Below are 18259 nucleotides of genomic sequence, written 5' to 3'. Positions count from 1 at the left end.
AAGACCAAAGGACCCACGTATGAACAGAGATTCCGTCGTATCCGCGCTCATGGCGGCGGTCTTGCTGCCATACGCCATGGCTACGCCGGCGCAGCGCGAGACCGAGGACACGGCCCCGGATCGCCCCCGGGAAGCGGCATCCGAGGGGGACTGGTCGGTGCACCTCGGAATCGGCGCTTTCCAACACCCCGAGTATCCGGGAGCCGACAGTCACGACACCGCTGTCCTGCCACTGATCGACGCCCGCTATGGCGAGAGCCTGTATATCAGCACGGCGCGGGGCATCGGCTGGAATGCCATCCACACCGACAAATTCACAATCGGACCGTTTATCGCTTATGCCGGCGGCCGCGACGACAAAGGCCCGCTTGCCCCGCTGGCGGAAGTGGATGGCGGTGCGCTCGGCGGCGTGCGGATCAATTTCGAGGCCGGCCGGCTTCATCTTGGCGCTGAGGTCGGCAGCGCGCTCAGCGGCGATATCGACGGCGAGCGCGTGCGGCTCAGAGTCACCTGGCGCGACGCCCTGTCCGACAGCCTCCGATATGCAATCGGGCCGCGTATCCAGTGGGTCGGCGACGACTGGAACGATGCGTTGTTCTCACTGTCGGCCGCGGAGGCCGATCAGATCGGATTATCCCCCTACGCGGCGGATGGCGGCGTCAGTACTGCCGGCCTGCAGGCACGCCTCACGCGCGACCTGACACCCCGATGGTCCGCAACAGCCATTCTCGGGATTAGCGAGATGCTCGGTGATGCCGCTGACAGTCCGATCGTCGACGATGTCGGTGATGAAACGCAGCTATCCGGGGGACTCCTGCTCGCTTACCGGTTCTGAGCACGGCGGATCCGAGGTCGCAACCGCTGTTTGGGAGAGACCGGCTAATGGGAATAGGGAGCAGTTGGCTCTTGTCCGCGTTCGTCCCCGTGCCACGACGAAGCGGAAGTCCGAATGCGCGCGGCAGTCAGCACGCTGCGTCCGCCGACGCGCGCCTGGCCGATGACGGCGAGCGGTTGGTTGTCCGCGGCGACTGGACGTTGCCGCATTACCAGTTGCTGCAGGACGCCATCAGGGCAGTCGGCGACGCAGGGAACACGAAGGAACTCGATCTGCGCCAGCTCGGCGAGCTGGATACCGCAGGCGCTACGCTGCTCTCTCGCCTGGTGGGCGCCGATCGGTTGTGCGCCGAGGCCCAAACAGCGGGGCTGCCGCCCGAGCGCCAGGCATTTCTGCGCCTCATTGCGCCGGCCGCCGCCGCGCGGCCCTCGCACGCCATGCATCGCGGAAATCCGCTTGGCAACGCCCTCGCGAGCCTCGGCGCGGCCACACTGGCGCTGTTACGCCATCAGCGCCGGTTACTCGGATTCATCGGCCTGGCGCTCGCGACGCTGATCGCCATCCTGCCTCGCCCGTGGCGATGGCGCCTCAACGCCCTGCTCCACCAGATCGACCATACCGGCTTGCGGGCCGTGCCCATCGTGGCACTGCTGACCTTCCTGGTCGGTGCCGTCGTGGCCTTCCTGGGCGCTACCGTCCTCGCCGACTACGGTGCCGCCGCGCGCACCATGGACCTCGTCGCCTACGGCTTCATGCGCGAGCTGGGGGTGATGCTGGCCGCCATCCTGCTGGCGGGACGGACCGCCAGCGCATTCACCGCCCAGATCGGCGCGATGAAGGTCAATGAGGAGATCGACGCCCTGCGTGTGCAGGGCCTGGATCCGACCGAGATGCTGGTGCTGCCGCGCATGCTCGCGCTGGTGCTGACGTTGCCACTGCTCACCTTCGTCGCGGTACTCTCCGGTCTGACTGGCGGTGCGGCGGTCGCCATCCTGGCCCTGGACATCCCGAGTACGCAGGTCCTGGGCATCATCCGCGGCGTGCCGTTGCAGGAATTCATCCTGGGCATGGCCAAGTCCCCGGTATTCGCCGTGGTAATCGCCCTGATTGGTTGCCTGGAGGGCTTGCGGGTCAGCGGCAGCGCCGAGTCCGTGGGCCGGCACACCACGGCGAGCGTGGTCCAGGCGATCTCCGCGGTGATCCTGCTCGATGCGGTGGCCGCGATGTTCTTCATGGAGATGGGCTGGTGAACGAAGTCGCCATTCGCGTGCGCGGCCTGTGCAACCGTTTCGGAGCGCAATCGGTGCACGAGAACCTCGATCTCGACGTCCACCGCGGCGAGATCATCGGCGTGGTGGGCGGCTCCGGCAGCGGCAAATCGGTGCTGCTGCGCTCCATCGTGGGTCTGCAGCCACCCGCGGCGGGCGAGATCCGCCTGCTCGACGAAAACCCGCTCGAGCTGCCCGACGACGAGCGCGCCCAACTCGAACGCCGGCTCGGCGTCCTGTTCCAGCGGAACGCCCTGTTCTCCTCGTTGACCGTCACCGAGAACATCGCCCTGCCCCTGCGCGAGCACACGAGCCTCAACCACAGCGAGGCCGAATCGCTCGCGGCAGTGAAGCTGGAGCTGGCGGGACTGGCGCGCGATACCGGCAACCTCTACCCGTCGGAACTCTCGGGCGGCATGGCCAAGCGGGCGGCGCTGGCGCGGGCATTGGTCCTCGACCCCGAACTGCTGTTCCTGGACGAGCCCACCGCCGGGCTGGATCCGATCGGCGCCGCCGCGTTCGATCGCCTGCTGCTGACGCTCGGCAACGCCCTCGGCCTGACGGTGTTTTTGGTCACGCACGACCTCGATACCCTTCACACCGTCTGCGACCGTATTGCCGTTCTGTCGAACAAGCGCGTGCTGATCACCGGCACGCCGGAAACCGTCGCGCAGGCCGACGATGAATGGGTGCAGGAATACTTCCACGGACCGCGCGCCCGCGCGGTCCGCAACACCGCCACCCTCGAGGAGCATTAGTGGAACCGCGTGCGCATCACGTCCTGATCGGCCTGTTCGTCGTGCTCGGCATCAGCGCGGCCCTGGCGTTCACGCTCTGGCTCGCTCGACCGAGCGGCGGCGAGGTCACCGACAGGTATATCGTCGTGTTCGACGAGTCTGTGACCGGTCTCACCGTCGGCAGCAACGTGCGCTACACCGGCATCCCGGTCGGTCGAGTGACACGCCTGCGACTCGATCCGCAAGACCCACGCAAGGTCCAGGCGTATATCGAGGTCGGCCCGAGCACGCCGATCAAGGCAGACACGGACGCTCAGCTGCGTATGGCCGGCATCACCGGCAGCGCCGAGATCCGGCTCAGCGGCGGGTCACCGGACAGCCCGCTGCTGACCGCCCGCGGCGACCAGTTGCCGGTGATCCACGCCGAGCCCTCGGCACTGGCACGCCTGACGGGCGGCGGTGAGCAACTGTTTGATCACCTGCTCACGCTGTTCGACCGGGCCGACAAACTGCTGTCGATTGAGAACATCCGCAAGGTCAGCGCGACACTGGACAACGTCGAGCACATCAGCGGGGTCGTTGCCGAGCGCAGTGACGAGATTGAACAGGCCGTCGAAAACCTCAAAGCCACCACCGCCAACTCCCGCCGCGTCACAGACCAGACCGCCCAGCTGGTAGAGCGCGCAAATGCCATGCTCGACGAGCGCGGCGAACCGCTGCTCGACAGTGCGACGCGCGCCGTCAGTTCGCTGGAACGCACCAGTACCCGCCTTGAACGGCTGCTGCGCGAGAACGAGGACGCCCTCGACAGCGGCATGCAGGGCCTGCGCAGCGTCGACCCGGCCCTGCAGGAATTGCGCGCCGTACTGTCATCCCTGCGCGAGATCACGCGGCGCCTGGAAGACAATCCCGGCGAGTATTTGTTCGGCGGCGACGACGTACCGGAGTTCCAACCATGAATCGATTCGCGTACCGAAGCCTGCTGGCATTCGCCTTCGCTGCGGGTCTGGTCAACTGCACCATCGTGCCGGAACCGACGCCGAAAGACGTCTATCGCCTCCCGCCCTCGACGGTCGACGCCGCGGAGTCCCAGGCCATAGACACCTCGCTGCGCATCCGGACCCCGGCCACCAGCGGCGAACTCGCCAGCACGCGCATCCTCGTGCTCCGGCAAGGCAATCGCGTCAACGCCTACAGCGCCAGCCGCTGGTCCGCGCCCGCCCCCATCCTGTGGCGCGACCATCTGCGCGAGGCATTCGGCAGCGACGGCCGTATCCGCCGCTTGAGCGGCGACGATAAAAACGTACGTACGACCTGGGAGCTCAACGGCGTGCTACGCGCGTTTCAGAGCGAATACCGCAACGGCGAGCCGCGGGTCGTTATTGAGTTCGACGCCAATCTCATCGACGAGCGTACCCGTGAGATCGCCGCGACCCGCAAATTCCGCGTCCGCGAGAATGTTGAGGGCAGGCAGGTGCCACAAGTCGTCAATGCCTTCGGCCGGGCCGCCGACACCACAGCGCGCCAAGTCATCGACTGGATCACCCACCGACTGCGCTGAGCACAGCGAGCGCTACGACTCATGCTCGCGATCGTTGTCGGCGCTGGTGACCTTGAATACGACACCTGGATCGCGCCGAAGCACTCGCGCCCGCGCGCCTACATGAGCGCCACGGGCCTTGGCTATCGGTCCGCCATTTTTGACCGGCCAAGCCGGAGCGGAATCCCGGTCATCACAACGATGGTCGGATTGCATGCGACATGCGGTTCTGACCGCAGTCCCCTGCGGCGAACCAGGAACCGACCCCATTTTTCTGAATCATTTGTCCAGGCCACTACTGCCGCCACGGAGACCATTCGACAGCATCCGCGTGACCAGCGACGCATATTGGTCCGGATCATCGACGAACTCAGTGCCGGAGAATCGGCGTAGAAGGTGCCGCGCCTCGAACGACATCGTAATCAATTCAACTAGCATGAGCGCCGGAAGCATTGGCGGAACATCGGCCGCGATCTCGCCTCGTTCCCGCGCCTTATCAAACAAAGAGTTGATCCTGGTACAGTGCCCGACAAAGGCTTCCGTCACCAATGCCTGTGCGCTACTGGTCCGATGGTCGCGCAACTGGCGCACAATCAGGCGTGCGCACTTCGGCCTACTGTGCATCATTTGGAAATATTGACGCAGCAACGCGTCCACCCGTGCGTGTAGGCTTCGCTCATTGCTGTCATCGTTCGAGATCACACGATCAAGGCACGCACAGGCTTCACGCATGACTTCGATATAGAGACCCTGTTTTGATCCGAAGTGGTACAGTACGGCAGTCTTACTAGTGTCAGTACGTCGTGCGATATCTCTGAGGGACACTCCGTTGTAACCGAATTCACCGAAGAGGTCGGTTGCTGCACGTAAAATCGATGTACGGTGCGTTGGCTCGGTGTGTGGATCGTAGGCGCTGTTCGGGTACTGTGACATGAGGCATTACATCCGATCGATGCGCGAAACAGGTATTGCGCTCGGACGGAACAGTCCTCCCCTCCACAACCCTGCCCTGCGACCGGCGTCACTTAAGAACGGGACGATTACCGGCATGCCTCGCCGACCACACGCACCGCGCGGGTCCACGCTTGAGCCGCGCGCAGGCTCCTCACCAGCTTGGCTCCATCATCCCTGTCCCTCGGGAGCGCGTATAACCGCAATGTAGCGCACCGATTACTCCTCTGGCCAGCGTGCGGGGGCAAGCGAATGTTTTGGGGGTTGTGTCAGCCGGGAAGACCATTAGATGAATCTGGACCGGTAGGAGCGCTGGTTCGAACCAAGCATCGCCCACCAAGTTTCTCAGGCTCTCCATGGTATCGGTGGAGCCGCGGTTGAGACGTCAAGCGAGGTTTTTACTGCCCCACGAAGTTTGTCGAGAGACTCTGCCCAAGCCAGCGTCATTTTCTGGTGCTCCTCCAGGCGGGCACTGCGGTTGTACGCTGCCGCGACTTGGCTGCGCTGCGCGTGGGAAAGTTGCAGTTCTATGACCTCCGGCGGCCATCCCATCTCATGCAACAACGTGGACGCCGTCGAGCGGAAACCGTGCGCCGTGACCTGGTCAGCGGAATACCCCATGGTCTTGAGGGCCATTTTCGCGGTATTTTCGGGTATTGGTCGCCCGGGTCGATTGCCTTCGAAAACGTACGGCCGAGGACCCGTCACCGGGTGAAGGCGGCGAAGGTGCACGATCGCCTCTGGCGCCAAGGGAACAATGTGTTCGCGCCCCATTTCCATACGCGCCCCGGGAATTCCCCAGATCGCGCCCTTGAGGTCGAACTCCGGCCACGCTGCAAAACGCAGCTCGCCAGGGCGCACAAACGTGAGCGCTAACAAGTGTAGCGCCGCATTGGTCGAGGGCTCGCCGTCATAGCCGTCCATCGCACGCAGAAGCCCCCCGAACGCATCCGGCTCTGTGATCGCCGCCCGGTTGCGGCGAGGAACTGGCGAAAACACATCAGAAAACCGTAATGATGCTCTGGGAGAAAGCGGGTTTAGGAGGTTGTTGACATTGTACAGCGCCCAGCCGCGCTCCAGGACCTGGGCGTCGAGCGGACGCGCCCAGCCGTTGTAGCCTTCCATTGCCACATGAACAGCCTGCTCGCAGCTCGAGCTCTGGTCCTCGATGCGGTCAAAGAATGTGGCGAGACCCGCCGCATCGTGATCGATGCGGAAGCCGTCGAGCAGACCTCCGAAGCTGTCACCGACGGCGACTTCGTGGAACCGGCTGCCGACATCGACAGCCACCAGCAGGGGATTCTCCATGGCGGCCTCCGGGCACGACGTAACGCTCGGCGTTCATCCGGCGTCTCGTCTACCTGGCAGCCACCACCTCGCGGCGGGCATCATCCTCTGTGGACGCTCCGGATGATGCAGGAGTGGCGGAGGCGGCATTTCAGAGTCGAGCGATGTCCTGCGGACGGCGGACCCCACGAGCCACACCCTCGCCACACCAGCGAGTCTAGACCAGGCCTTTCACTTTCGCCCGCCTGCAGAATCCGAAGGTAGCCCCACTACGTGCTCTCGCATGGACCCCATTACACACACATGGACCTCATTGCACATGCATGGATCGAGCGCGCGCGTCGGGTCGTGATGCATCATGATCGTCTGGCCAGTATCTCCGAAGCTTGAGTCTGGCTGAGCGAATTGCGTCGACTGATGCAGCGGCTTACGACCGGACGGTTATGTAAACACCCTCTCAGGAAACGGTCACCCCGATTCGACACGATTACGACCCGCAGCCTTTGCCCTGTAGAGCGCCTGATCCGCTCGCCGAAGCGCATCGCGAGGGGAATCATCGGAACGCGAAGCCGTAATCCCTACGCTGACGCTGACGTGAATTTCGTCGCGAGTCCCCACGGATATCGCCTGTTCACCAATTGCAAGCCGTATCCGTTCCAGAACCCGCTCACGATCCTCGCACACGAGGCCTTCCATGATGATCACGAACTCTTCGCCGCCATAGCGCGCCGTGAAGTCCTCCGGCCGCAAGCACGCCTCGATGACATCCCCAACTGTGCGCAGGACCTCATCACCGGCTTCATGTCCCCACTGGTCATTGATCGCCTTGAAGTGGTCCATGTCCAGCACCGCTACGACATAGGGCTCGCGCGTCTCCGAGAGCTCGTCCAGCTTGCGCTCCAGCGATTCTCGATTCCCCAGACCCGTCAGCGCGTCGCGATAGGCGAGACGCCTCAACTGCCGACGTTCGCGGCGGTGCCGCTCACGCTCAAGCCGCTCACTCACGAGATGTTCGACCGCATCTCCGATCAGACGCACGAGTTCGCGGTCCAACTCGCTGAACGTATCGTCGCGGCGCTCGGGTGCGCTGAAGTTCACCGTGCCCCACGCCTCGCCATTGATGTGCACCGGCACACCAATGTAGGTCTCCAGGCCGAATGCCGAATAGCACGGGTGGCCGGAGATACGCTCGTCCTCGGCGGCCTCCGTGGTGGCGACCACATCCGCTGCCTCGAGCGTTATCGCGCAATAGGTGTTGCCCACCGGAAAGGATGCGCCCGCCTCAGGTCCCGAGACGTCACTGACAACAGCATCAACGATGTACCGTTCCCCCTCGACACGCGCGACAAGCCCGATCGACAGTTGGAGATAGTCGAGGCCCAGTCGCAACAATCGCTCAAGCGTTGAGCGCGTAGGCGAAGCCGTCCGATTGACGATGGCATGGACCGCCTTGAGCAGATCGATGGTGGCGGTGTAGGCGGACACGTCCTGTATAACGCCGAAAAATCCTCGAACGTTGCCCTCACCGTCCGTATCCGGCAGGTAGTCGATGCGCAGGTCGAGCGAACGCCCGTCGCGCACGTCGATACGATCCGAGTAGGTGACGTGCTCACCAGCCAGAGCACGTCTATACAACGGCAGGAGCACGTCCAGCGAGCCGGGCTCAATGATCGCCGATATATGCTTGCCATAGAGATCGTCCCGGCGAACGTTGAAGGATTTCTCATAGGCGCGGTTATTGAACCGATAGCGCAGGTCGCGATCGACATAGGCGATTCGCGACGGGACGGTATCGGCGAGTTCCAGCAGAGTGGATTCCGTCGGCCAGATGGTCGGCGACGGGCTCCGTACGCAACTCGCCACCACCCCGCCTGCACCATCCGGACCGAGGCGCCACCCGGCTTGCGGAGGGCATGCGATCAGGTCGCCCGCATCGACAGCGGATTCCGGTTCCCCGCCGGCAATGTCCCGGATCCGCTGAACCAGCGAATCGTGGCCGCCGGCCATGGCAAACCCGGAGAATTCCATCCCGGCCAGTTCGTGCGGTTCGTATCCGAGCGTATCGAGCGAGTCACCGGCGGCCGCGGTAATCCTGCCGGTCGCATCGAGTCGAAGATAGACAGCCAGCTGCAACCGGGCCGCTGCCGCGATCCAGTCGTTGTCAGAAACGCCGTCGCCTCGCTCATTCAGCGGTTTGTCTTGTGTTGATCCGGCCAACTCCATCGACTCCTGCGCAACATAAGTTGCAACGCTGGCGCGACAGCGCGCACGCGTTTCAGACTACAGCCCCGGCTTTCATGATTCCACCAGCGCCGCGCTTACAGCAGCCTGTGAGAAACTCCTCCAAAATCCGCGCCGTTCCACGCTTGCGGAATTCCTGGGGCAGGCGAGGCATTCCGGGGACGGTATATCGATCTCGAATGTTAGCCCGCCCGGATCGTCAGGCTATCGTTAGCAGGCTGTTGAAAATCGCCTAACGAACGGTCCGCTCGTATTGTTTTGACTGTAGAGGCACGGTATTGATCGAACGTTTTCGTGCTCGCCGGATTGGCGGCTGCTTACCATCCGGTGGCGATTCCCGCAGTCCGGATGCCGCGATTCGCCTTGTTTACGACCGCCTCTTCGCGCGGCTGCGGCAAGACGGCGTTGCCGGACGCTCATCACGATGGCCCGGCAGCCAGTGCCAGCGTGCGCATGCGCACGAGGTTCGATCCGATCATCGTCAGGCAGAAGTGCTGGCCGACGCACCCGGGTCCGCGGTACATCATCTGGACCAGACCGCCGACGGTCTTGCCCCAGCCGAAGCGTTCCTCGATCTGTTTGCGCTTGTCCTGGCTGATGGCGTACCCCTTGTGCCGCGTCGTGCGACCATCGATCCGGCTGCTCCGATTGCCGCTGTCGTTGCACGCGACATGCGGCGTGATACCGAGCTCGCGCACGCCCTGCACGAACCCGCGCGTTTCGTAGTTGCGGTCGGCGCCCACGGTTTTGCGGTGCGCGCCGGGCAGTTCACTCAGCAGTCGCAGGGCGGTATCGCGTTCGCCCGTGCCGTTGGCCTGGCTGACCGCCGCGCGTACGACCAGGCAGTTGCGGTTCTCGGTGACCAGATGCCCCTGGTAACACAGCATCGATGTCGTGCCCTTCGACTTGCGATAGAGCAGCGCGTCGGGATCAGTCGTCTAGGCATGGGTGTTGTTGCAACGCTTCTGCCCGCGGAAATCCGCGGCCGCATTACGCCCGCCGCCCGTCGGCGGCCCGTCGTCACTGCCGTCGCGCGGGCGGAAGCTCTTGTGCGAGGCCCACGCGCGCACCAGCGTGCCGTCGACCGAGAAATGCTCGCGCTCGGCCTGCGCCAGGATCTCGTCGAACAGTGTCTCGACCACCCCGTGCTCCATCAGCCGCTCGCGGTTTTCAGAGAACACCGAGTGGTCCCACACCGGATCATCGATCGCGAGGCCGACGAACCCGCGAAACAGCAGGTTGTAGTTGATATGCTCCATCAGGTGGCGTTCCGAGCGCACCGAGTACAGCACCTGCAGGAGCATCGCGCGGACCAGGCGCTCCGGCGGGATCGACTCACGTCCGCCTTCGGCGTACATCGCGTTGAACAGCCACGACATGCGTCCCAGCGCATCGTTCACCATCGCGCGGATCGGGCGCAGTGGGTGATCGGCCGGCACGGAGGTTTCGAGATGGACCGTCGTGAAAAGGGCCTCCTGGGTGATGTCCGCTCCGCGCATCGCCTCGCTTCCTGATGACCGGTACCGGGTGCGATTATCCCGCAAACGGCGCCATGACGGGACCGTTTTTCAACAGCCTGTTAATAAGGGGGTTTGTATTCGCGGCGCGCGGGCATGGCGCCGAATGGCGTTGCCGCGCATAGGCGCGCGGGGTTGGACCAGGGCGTTATTCGAGCATCATTCCCGTCCCTGACGTGTGCCGGTGCGTGCAATGTAGCGCGCCAGCGGGGCCGAGGCCAGCACGTGGGCACAGGCGGGCGTCCACCCCGTGGGGCGGATCGGTGATCGACGGTAGCTGGTGCGGTTCAGTGCGGTCTTCAGGGCGCCTCCGTGGATGTTGTGGGCGCTGCGCGACGCGGGGCGATCGCCGCTGGTCACTTGAAGCGTCGGCTGGCGGCAGCGCGGGCAGATGCACGGGATGATGGCGGGCGCCTCGGGCTGCGGCTCCGACGGTGGCGTTGCGGCGATTGCCGCACGGATGCGCGCGAGCTTCTCGCTGCGGCAACGGTTGGCGAGGAAGCCGTAGTGGCGCACGCGCATCAGCCCTTCCGCAGCTACGTGCAGTAGGAAGCGGCGGACGAACTCCGCACCGTCGAGTGCAAGGGCCTTGTGGCGGCCGCCATCGCGGCAGCGCAGCGTGACGCGCTCGTCATCCACGGCGAGGACGCGCGCGTTGGTGGTGGCGATGCGCCGGGTGTAGCGCGCGAGATAGTCGACCACGGTGCCGGTATGCTCGAGGCTTTTGCGGGTGAAGCCAACCCAGTCACTGGCCATCACCATATCGGTCGGGGCGTCCACCTCGTCCGGAAGGCTTGCCCAGTGTAGTTCCCCGCGATAGGCCGCGGAATTACCGTGACAGCACTCACATTGGACCAAGAACTCAAAGGGGAATCAGGTAAACTGCCCCCGGGCCGACCGGCAGGATCCGTCACTACGCTGGTGAATGGTCGCGCCACCGTTGCCGACAGTCGGCGCCTAGCGACGTGAACTGACAGAGACCGAGAAGAGAAGGGGTATATTTGGGGGTATTTGGGTTAACAACTTCATGATAACAGTTTATTTACAACTAGTTACGTGACTTATGTGACACCCACTCCCGGAAGCAGGAACCGATCAACCCGGAATCACCCTTGACGCCAGCGGCCCGGGTGTTCTCCATGAGCTACCGGCACTCGAGGCCGGCCGGAGAACCGAAACGGCCTTCGTCGACTGGGTCCGCGATCGCACCCGGGCGACCTAATCCTTCTTCACGAAGTGGGTATCGGCCTTCGGGGTAGGTTTTGGAGGAACGCAGGCACACCCCGGAAGTCGCGGGGCCCCGCCGCGCGCGCCACCGCACGCGCGGTGGGTACCGACTGGAGCGGGTTGCCGGAGTGACGACCCCCACGCTCGCGAGAAGCCCGGCCGGCGACCAGCCGGCCGGGTTCGCACCGCTGGCGAAGCGGCCTTTGACTTGTGCCTGCGGGATTTTAAAGAGGCGCAGCCCCTTTTGCTGAGACCGATTCGAACAGAGGCTCGTGCGGGATCAGCGCGAGCGCAGGCGGTATGCCGACCGCCAAACAGGCAGGACCCTCGGGGCTATAAACGCGACGACGTTGCCCGTGACCCGTCCTCGTTGACCCCGAAAAGCAAAGGCGGTCGCGCTCGCTGTCGCTCGCTCCGTGTGCTCCCTCCCGTTGGTCGGTCCGCTCCACGGGATTAATTAATATCGTCTGGATTTTCTTTCGGAGGTCCGCCTTCGGAACGTTTACCGCAAGAGTCTTCAGCCGTTCGCGCTCTTCACTGAGGGTACGGCAACGAGGAACGGGAGGGACAAAAGAAAGACGGACAAGGACACCCCCTTAAGGGGGGTGTCCTTGTCCGTCTTTCTTTGTGCCGTCTGTCCGTCGTGTCACTGGGGCGTTTCCGCCAGAAGGCGAGAGCAGGACGATACTAAGCACCTGGTTACCAATTCGGACCACGGCACTCAAGGGCATCTTGAGCACGGCAAAGGACGAACCGGTGTACGGCTTGGCGCCGTGGACTGTAAATCAAATCGTGTAACCGCTCAGGCCTGCTTGGTCTCGACTGGAGAATGCAGCCATGGGCGGAACCATGAACAAAGAAGAAGAATCGGATCTGAAGGCGATTGCGGCAAAGCTGGCCACGGGGGTAAAAACGGAAAAGGATCTGGGGGATCTGACGCAGAAGCTGGTCAAACTGACGGTGGAGACGGCGCTGGGGCGGAGATGGAGGCACATCTCGGCTACGCGCAGCATGATTCCGCGGGCAACGGTTCGGGCAACAGCCGTAACGGCACGACCGCCACGACGCTCAATGGCCAGCACGACGAGGTCGCGATCGAGGCCTCACGCGACCGAGCCAGCAGCTTCGGGCCACAGTTCATCCGCAAGGGCCAGACACGCCTGAGGCCGATGAATGATCAGATCCTGGCACTGTACGCGAAGAGACTGAGCACCCAGGATATCGTCGCCGCCTTCCGCGAGATTTACGACGCCGTGATCTCGGCCACGCTGGTGTCGCAGGTTACCGACCGGGTGCTGGAGGCGGTCGCCGAATGGCAGAACCACCCGCTGGATGCGGTCTATCCGATCGTGTATCTGGACTGCATCGTGCTAAAAGTGCGCCACGACAAACGCGTGGTGAACAAGTCCATGTACGTGGCCCTGGGCATCGGCGTGGACGGGCACAAGCAGCTGCTGGGCCTGTGGCTGGCGGAGAGCGAGGGGGCCTCGTTCTGGCTGTCGGTGCTCACCGAGCTCAAAAACCGCGGGCTGCAGGACATCCTGATCGCCTGCGTGGACGGTCTGAAGGGCTTCCCGGAGGCCATCTTGGCCGAGTATCCCCACACCCGCGTCCAGCTGTGCGTGGTGCACATGGTGCGCAACTCCCTGCGCTACGTCTGCTGGCGGGACTACAAGGCCGTCAGCGGGGATCTCAAGCGGATCTATCAGGCGCCGAGGGAGGCGGCGGCCGCGCGTGAACTCGAGGCGTTCATCGACTGCTGGGGCGCGAAGTACGCGCAGATCGGGCGCTCGTGGACGGCCCACCGGCCGCACCTGATCACGCTGTTCGAATATCCGCCGGAAATCCGCCGGGTGATCTACACCACCAACGCCATCGAGTCGCTCAACAGCGTGATCCGCAAGGCGAGGCGCCAGCGCAAGGTCTTCCCTTCGGACGACTCGGCGATGAAAGTGGTCTACTTGGCCATGCAAGCCGCTTAGCGCAAATCGATTATGCCGATCCAGAACTGAAAGCCGGCCCTGAATCGCTTTATGCTCGACTTCGGCGATCGGTTTGCCGAGCACCCGTCAACGGCAGACCGTTACACAGAACTAGTGACGATCCAGGACGTCACATTGACACCATCCCGGTCCATCAATGTTTTCGCCCTCTTCCGGCCGATTCGTTCGCTGTATCGCGGTTATGTGGCTCTCGCGTACTTTTCCCCCTGCTCGGTGGGAACCCATGCCCCGGATTTCTCGCCCGGTTGAATCATACCTGCATTTTGCAGACTTTCTCGCACGCGGCCCATCGCCCTCTTCCTGGCCTCTTCGGTGTTGCTCGCGATGACTCCCTGACTGAAACATTCCGATTGCCACTCGGAAAACCGTGGCGATTTCGCGGTGTCCCCCTGGTGCAGCCGCACGAGAATCGACAGCGCTTGCTGTTTCCGCGACGACAGCCCCTCGTTGGCCTTGTCTTGGGTGATGTCCGCCGCATGAAGCGCTCCGCCATCACCGCGGCAGAGCCACGCCGGAACATACGACTCGGGTGGGAGGTTATTGCCCTTTACGCCGACGAGCTGGACGTGTCGTTTGCGTTCTTCTGGATCCGTGATCCCGGCTTCCTTCCCCTCTTTCGCCGTCATCGTCCGCATAACGTACTCCGCCCGAACCTTATCGGTAATTGCACCACCACCGCGACTCGAGTGGCTGGACAACTCGTTTTGGCTGAGACTTCCCTTCGTCGCGTGGCTGGTCAGCATAACCGTGGCTTCAGTATTGACCGCAAGGTCATCTACGGCCTTTCCCAGCATCCGCTGGTGATTCTGGTCTAGTTCATTGCCCGCGGTGAGCGCAAGAGCGGGATCGAGGCCGACGAACACCGTATTGCCGAGTCCGTCGATCATCTCGCGCAACTGGTCGTAGCGGCCAGTGCGGTCCAGGGTCCGTCCATCCGGCATATCCAGCAGGCGGAAGTCCTCGCCCGCCAATGGCAATACGTGGAGGTGTTGATTGATCTGCTCAAGCTCCGCCTCGGTAACGCCAAGTGCGCGACACATGGGATACAGTGTCTCGTGGAGGTCGCGTCGCGTGTCCTCGGTCAGTACCAGGATCGATGATCCCGTGGACGCGACGGTCCAGTTCCACGGCAGACGCCCAATGACACCAGCAATCCCAAAGTGGTAGAGAGCGCGGGTCTTGCTCGAGCCACCGAGTCCGTTCAACAGGGCACCACGGCCCAGCTCTACGATTTGGTCGATGAACCACGGACGGCCCGGCGGTTCGTGGGCCAGAATATCCGCCAGGTCAGCCCGCAAGCTCCAGAGATGAGTGGCCGCTCCCCGGTCGGGACTCGATACCGGTGCGCCCGCTCGCCGCTCGCTGCGGTCTGTATTCACGAACTCTTCCATCATCGCGCCTCCCTTGCCGTTGCGTCGTCAATTGCTAGTGTCAGCTCGTCCATCTCGTCGGTCAGACGCCCGATGTGCTCGATATCCCGATCGATCAGCTTCGGTTTGCTGCGGGAGAGACACAGCAGGCCGAAAGCCGACCGGGAATCTCCGTCGGCCGCGATCCGGCGTAGGATCGCTTCACGCGACGAATCGGTATCGTGGAGATCGAGCACTTCGCCGTGCTCTTGTCCGCGCCGGGCGTTGGGGCCGATCTTGTGACTTTTCGGGAAACTCATTGCTTTACACCCCCTGTCGTGTGATCTCGGGATGTATCTTGCTGACGCTACAAACAGGCCGACAGGACAAAAATCGGCACGCCCCGGATTTTTTGTCCGGCGGTGCGTATTGGAAGGGGACCTGAGCTGGTCTAATTTCCGTGGACACCTCGTTAGGTGGGACGATATTCCCCCGGATGAGGAGAACGACCATGACACGCAAGCACCGCCACTTTACGGCGGATTACAAGCACCGGATTGCCCGTATGGTGGTGGACGACGGCCTGAAGGTGGCCGATGTCTGCCGGGACCAGAATCTCGGGGAGACGGCGCACGCCGCTGGGTCGATCAGCTCAAGGCCGAACGCGGCGGCGGGCCGGGCGAAGGCCAGCCGCTGACGGCGGAGGAGCAGCGGATCCGCCAGCTTGAACAGCAGAACCGGCAGCTGAAGGAGGACAAGGAAATCCTAAAAAATGTATGGACCGCCGCCGTGATGCAAGCACCGACCGTCGATCGGAGGGAGCCGGCTACGCCAATGTATTCGGCCTCGAATTGCAGGCGTTTCGCCTCTGGCCAGGATGGAGCATCGCGCACGCCCGGGCCAAATAGCTTAGAGGCTTCCGATGGAGCCGCTTTTTTTTTGCCGGCCTTGGGGTGTGCCGAACCGCCGGTCGCCGCCATCTCGATCAGCGCTTGCGCTCACTCGGTGATGTCACCTCATTGACTTGACTGACGCGGATTGAACGTCGCTTTGCCGGTCGTGACCTCCGGCTTCAGTTCACCAACGCCGCGGCGCGGAACGGCTCTTGGCGATGGAGCAGCACGCAGACCGCCCGCGCGAGTTTGTTGGTGAGCGTGTTACTTGGAACTGTCAAAGTTGGGTCTGGGCCGACGAGTGGAAGCGCTCTATTCGAATCCCGGCTTGCTCCAGGCGATCGAGTGGGAGGGAGTCTGGCTGCGATCGATCGTGAGGCCACACTCGCGGCGCTCGGCCGCGAGATCCAAGGGCGACTGTCGACCGCGGTCGACCTGTCCGCGGCCGCCGGCGAGCCGATCGACCGGGGCGCACTGCATCGCGCGATTGCTGAGCTCGTGCGCTACGTCGCGTACACCCGCGACGATCCACCGCGGCCGGGCGCCGGCCTCGATGTGCTGCGGGCCGCGCCCGAGCGCGAGGGCGTTTTTGGGATACGGCGGCGAAAGCGGCCGCGATGAGTGCTGCCGAGCGGATCATGGGCTCGGACGAGATGGGCCCCCGGCCGGCCTGATCTCAGCGCCAGCGCCGGTTCCGTACTGCCTTTGCGGGGGTCCACTTGAACCCCACAATATCACTCGGTTTCCCTACCAACTCACGCGCTCGGCCTCGTCCCCGGGTTGTTCCAACCGCTTGATCTCCCATTTGCTTAGAGCGCCGCGCGAGCCTCCGGTCGATCCGTCAACTCTAGTCCAGTCTTGTATCGTACCCTGGTCCGGCCGCCCGCCAGATCTCAAGGGTAGTTTCAGGGTATTGGACGATCCGTACATCGCCCGCATCTTAGTTACACCCAATCATTATCGGCCAATTTCGATTCTGGATTAGAAGTCCAACAGAGGCGGAACTGCCGCAGACCCGGGTTCTTGGGGCTCGTCGCGACGTTCGAGATAGCGGGCAACATGTTTGCGAGCCGTTTCTTCGTCAACCTGTTGTTCCGGCGGCAGCTCCAGAGCGACGTTCGTGATCGCGGCGAGAACTCGAAACGGTATTTTGACTCCGAACCTACCCACGTCCTCATAGAGCGTGCAATTGAAGTGCTGCGGCCTTAACGTTCTGAAAGATTGCTGAAATGGCGTACTCGAAGCCAGATTGCGGCCCCAGAAATCATCCTTATGGGTCCATGCGACTACACCATGAAGTTGATTGGTAAGACAGGACTCGGGGTAATCCCAAGGCAGCTCGAAAAGACGGCCATCGCCTCGCGCAAAGTAAGACAGGACAAGATCGTAACCTCGCAACTCGGCAAACCGTGCCGTACCAGTAACGTTATCACCTATACGTTTCTCGATTTCTGGATCGTCGGTGTCTAACTCTGTGCCCTCATCCCAGGAGCAGTCGTAGCGAGTATCCTCTAGTAGTTCCAGCAATTCTTCGGCGTGCCGCCGCACTTTCTGGAGGTACTCATCTCGCTGCTTTTGAGCCATGTTTCCTGGTTTCCAAGGAATCTGCATGGCTCGCTCGCAACGGAGAACAAAATCCATGGGACTGCCGTCTTCCCAGCGCCCCAAATCCGCCTTAATCGTGTCGAACCACTCCCAGACCTCGCGCATTCGTTCATCACTGGCAAGGCGCCGGTAATAGGCGACTTGCTCTTGTGGAAACTTACCTTCTATCGCGTTGAGCCAGGCCGACAACTCGGCTGGGGTCCAGTCAGGAAAGGCGTTGTTGCTCAAGTCTGCGCCTCCTTGGTCGGCGTCACCGTGCCCGTTGCCTTCGGTTCGCGTAGAAACTTCGCCCAATCGGCCATCAGGTTCGTGCGCTGCGCCAGCAATTCGCCGCGGGCATATGCGGCGCGCGTGGCGTCGGAATTGACGTGCGCCAGGGCCAACTCAGGCACCTCATCCGCGTAGGCCGAGCGGTCGCGCGCCCAATCCTTGAAACTCGACCGGAACCCGTACGGCGTGGCATCGATTCCGATGCGCTTGCATACATTGATTAACGCCACATCCGACAGCGGCTCTGCGGTCCCATACGCTACACATGCGGCGCGAGCAGCGGGCCGAGCTACGGGCGAACCTGTTCCGCGGCGCACTGGACCCAACGCGGCACCTCGAAATTCTGATCTGGAATGGCGGCCCCGGGATTGCGGAGAACCTCGGAGCTCGACTTCTCGAGAATCCGGCCGGGTTGGTCGCGCAGCCAGGTGCCGAGGCGATCGACAAGACAATCGGACTACGGAAAGATGACGCTTCCTCGCTGGAGGCTGGCAGCTACACGAGGGCCCACGTTCCGACTCAGAAGAATGTCTCGT

The 18259-nt window shown here is 63.0% G+C and carries 14 protein-coding genes and 3 pseudogenes; 8 read left to right on the top strand and 9 right to left on the bottom strand.

What is annotated here, in order from left to right:
• Positions 1–19: 19 nt before the first annotated feature.
• The 5 genes from A0W70_RS02150 to A0W70_RS02130 all read left to right on the top strand — a co-directional run bounded on the left by A0W70_RS02150 (position 20) and on the right by A0W70_RS02130 (position 4401).
• On the top strand, positions 20–835 hold the full coding sequence (locus A0W70_RS02150) for a MipA/OmpV family protein (RefSeq protein ID WP_175443040.1): 816 nt from the start codon (positions 20–22) through the stop codon (positions 833–835).
• A gap of 71 nt (positions 836–906) precedes the next feature.
• Positions 907–2085, top strand: coding sequence for an MlaE family ABC transporter permease (locus A0W70_RS02145; RefSeq protein ID WP_245675786.1), 1179 nt, complete (start codon positions 907–909; stop codon positions 2083–2085).
• Positions 2082–2861: an ABC transporter ATP-binding protein gene (locus tag A0W70_RS02140; RefSeq protein ID WP_281182032.1), complete on the top strand. Its 780-nt coding sequence runs from the start codon at positions 2082–2084 to the stop codon at positions 2859–2861. Before A0W70_RS02145 ends, A0W70_RS02140 begins: the two co-directional genes overlap by 4 nt.
• Positions 2861–3799: an MlaD family protein gene (locus A0W70_RS02135; protein ID WP_070987868.1), complete on the top strand. Its 939-nt coding sequence runs from the start codon at positions 2861–2863 to the stop codon at positions 3797–3799. Before A0W70_RS02140 ends, A0W70_RS02135 begins: the two co-directional genes overlap by 1 nt.
• Positions 3796–4401, top strand: coding sequence for an ABC-type transport auxiliary lipoprotein family protein (locus A0W70_RS02130; RefSeq protein ID WP_070987866.1), 606 nt, complete (start codon positions 3796–3798; stop codon positions 4399–4401). Before A0W70_RS02135 ends, A0W70_RS02130 begins: the two co-directional genes overlap by 4 nt.
• A 258-nt stretch (positions 4402–4659) precedes the next feature.
• On the opposite strand, the gene A0W70_RS02125 is transcribed toward A0W70_RS02130, so the two are convergent.
• The 5 genes and pseudogenes from A0W70_RS02125 to A0W70_RS17295 all read right to left on the bottom strand — a co-directional run bounded on the left by A0W70_RS02125 (position 4660) and on the right by A0W70_RS17295 (position 11156).
• The gene (locus tag A0W70_RS02125) at positions 4660–5313 is read right to left on the bottom strand and encodes a TetR/AcrR family transcriptional regulator (RefSeq protein ID WP_075109813.1); all 654 of its coding nucleotides are present in this window, start codon (positions 5311–5313) and stop codon (positions 4660–4662) included.
• A gap of 363 nt (positions 5314–5676) precedes the next feature.
• Positions 5677–6639, bottom strand: a complete 963-nt coding sequence (locus A0W70_RS02120) for a tyrosine-type recombinase/integrase (RefSeq protein WP_070987862.1) — start codon at positions 6637–6639, stop codon at positions 5677–5679.
• A gap of 447 nt (positions 6640–7086) precedes the next feature.
• Entirely contained in the window at positions 7087–8835 is a 1749-nt protein-coding gene (locus A0W70_RS02115) for a diguanylate cyclase (protein ID WP_175443039.1), read from the bottom strand.
• Between the two features lie 443 nt (positions 8836–9278).
• Positions 9279–10358 (bottom strand): annotated as a pseudogene (locus tag A0W70_RS02110) (IS5 family transposase).
• A 177-nt stretch (positions 10359–10535) separates the two neighbouring features.
• A complete protein-coding gene (locus tag A0W70_RS17295) occupies positions 10536–11156 on the bottom strand; it encodes a transposase (RefSeq protein WP_070987860.1) in 621 nt (206 codons plus the stop codon).
• A 1296-nt stretch (positions 11157–12452) separates the two neighbouring features.
• Here A0W70_RS17295 and A0W70_RS02100 point away from each other — a divergent pair.
• Positions 12453–13615: pseudogene (locus A0W70_RS02100) on the top strand (IS256 family transposase).
• Between the two features lie 170 nt (positions 13616–13785).
• Here the strand turns inward: A0W70_RS02100 and A0W70_RS02095 are convergent.
• Together A0W70_RS02095 and A0W70_RS02090 are read right to left on the bottom strand one after the other, a co-directional pair.
• On the bottom strand, positions 13786–15000 hold the full coding sequence (locus tag A0W70_RS02095; protein ID WP_070987858.1) for an AAA family ATPase: 1215 nt from the start codon (positions 14998–15000) through the stop codon (positions 13786–13788).
• Positions 14997–15275 (bottom strand): hypothetical protein, encoded by a 279-nt coding sequence (locus tag A0W70_RS02090; protein ID WP_070987856.1) that lies wholly within the window; start codon positions 15273–15275, stop codon positions 14997–14999. The genes A0W70_RS02095 and A0W70_RS02090 overlap by 4 nt, the downstream gene beginning before the upstream one ends.
• Positions 15276–15466: 191 nt before the next feature.
• Here A0W70_RS02090 and A0W70_RS16915 point away from each other — a divergent pair, with 191 nt between their 5' ends.
• The gene (locus tag A0W70_RS16915) at positions 15467–15652 is read left to right on the top strand and encodes a hypothetical protein (protein WP_070987854.1); all 186 of its coding nucleotides are present in this window, start codon (positions 15467–15469) and stop codon (positions 15650–15652) included.
• A gap of 541 nt (positions 15653–16193) precedes the next feature.
• Positions 16194–16469 carry a hypothetical protein gene (locus tag A0W70_RS02080; protein WP_070987852.1) on the top strand — a complete coding sequence of 92 codons (276 nt, stop codon included), beginning with the start codon at positions 16194–16196 and terminating at the stop codon, positions 16467–16469.
• Positions 16470–16829: 360 nt separating this feature from the next.
• Here the strand turns inward: A0W70_RS02080 and A0W70_RS02075 are convergent, their stop codons facing one another.
• Positions 16830–17681 (bottom strand): hypothetical protein, encoded by an 852-nt coding sequence (locus A0W70_RS02075; RefSeq protein ID WP_139150665.1) that lies wholly within the window; start codon positions 17679–17681, stop codon positions 16830–16832.
• Positions 17678–17962: pseudogene (locus A0W70_RS02070) on the bottom strand (integrase); the annotation flags it as partial. The gene A0W70_RS02075 and the pseudogene A0W70_RS02070, both read right to left, overlap by 4 nt.
• Positions 17963–18259 lie beyond the last annotated feature (297 nt).

This window comes from Halofilum ochraceum (assembly GCF_001614315.2).
Lineage (GTDB): Bacteria > Pseudomonadota > Gammaproteobacteria > XJ16 > Halofilaceae > Halofilum > Halofilum ochraceum.
Note: the sequence above shows the minus strand (reverse complement) of the source record. Positions and strands in the feature narration are given on the sequence as shown.